This window comes from Asaia sp. W19 (assembly GCF_003994335.1).
Lineage (GTDB): Bacteria > Pseudomonadota > Alphaproteobacteria > Acetobacterales > Acetobacteraceae > Asaia.
Genome location: NZ_PNQZ01000156.1, coordinates 1 through 1,078 on the forward strand (window position 1 = coordinate 1; position 1,078 = coordinate 1,078).

Sequence of the window (1,078 nt, forward strand, 5' to 3'; positions counted from 1 at the left end):
CAGAAACGCCCGACAAGGCCGTAACCTACCCAGTGATTGTCGATACGGCCGAGAGGAGTGAAGCTCTCCATACCAAAACGGTGAGCGTTCTTCCCCCCTGTCAGACGTCCAGGCAAATCGCGCAGGGTCAGGCAGGTTCGGATGAAAGCATCGTCCTCGGTGCGGAAGCGTTCGACGGCGTCGAGACAGCGCTGGGGCCCGGACGCGATCATACGCTCATGGCATTCGCTGAAATCTGCACGAGGCAGACCCCGAACCAGACCAACTGAAAATGTGCCTTTCTCTGGCGCTGTCACGATCCTGTTTCTCCCCCCTGCCCATCGGCGCGAAGCGAGACTACGATCAGAATCACCGTCTTGGGAAAGAAGAACCAGTAAAATGACCCGGCTAATCGGAAAAACGGCTCTCATCACGGGCGCGGCACGGGGTATCGGCCTTGCCATTGCACGACACTTCATCCGTGAAGGATGCAGGGTGCTCTTGTCCGATCTTGACCATGAAACAGGGCAAGCTGCGGCCGATATCCTTTCCTGCCGGTTTGTCCCGCTCGATGTCCGCAACGAGGCTGAGTGGCTCGCGCTCGAGGCAGCGGATGAAAAATCGGGGGCGATCCCGGACATCGTGGTGAATAATGCGGGGATTACGGGGTTTGAAAATGACATTGTCCCCCATGACCCGGAACATGCCAGCCTTGCTGACTGGCGCGCCGTTCATCAGACAAATCTGGATGGTACGTTTCTCGGCTGTCGCTATGCCCTGCGCCGTATGGGACTGAGAGGGACAGGATCGATCATCAATATCTCCTCCCGCTCAGGGTTGGTCGGCATACCGGGAGCGGCGGCCTATGCCTCCTCGAAGGCAGCCATACGCAATCATACCAAGACCGTGGCTCTTTACGCCGCCCAGAGAAACTGGGCCATACGGTGCAATTCCATCCACCCCGCCGCCATTCTCACCCCAATGTGGGAAGCCATGCTGGGCGACGGTCCCGACCGTGAAACCCGCATGGCAGCTCTCGTGGCGGATACACCGCTCAAGCGCTTCGGCACGGTCGATGAGGTCGCGTCGCTCTGCGTGA

1 protein-coding gene and 1 pseudogene are annotated in these 1,078 nt (G+C 59.2%); one reads left to right on the top strand and one right to left on the bottom strand.

The annotated features are described in order from the left end of the window. Nucleotides 1-296, bottom strand: a pseudogene (locus C0V97_RS17540) (hypothetical protein); the annotation flags it as partial. Nucleotides 297-378: 82 nt separating this feature from the next. Between C0V97_RS17540 and C0V97_RS17545 the strand changes: the two are divergent. Further along, nucleotides 379-1,078 (top strand): SDR family NAD(P)-dependent oxidoreductase (locus C0V97_RS17545; RefSeq protein ID WP_127103726.1); only part of this gene is annotated, 700 nt, incomplete at its 3' end.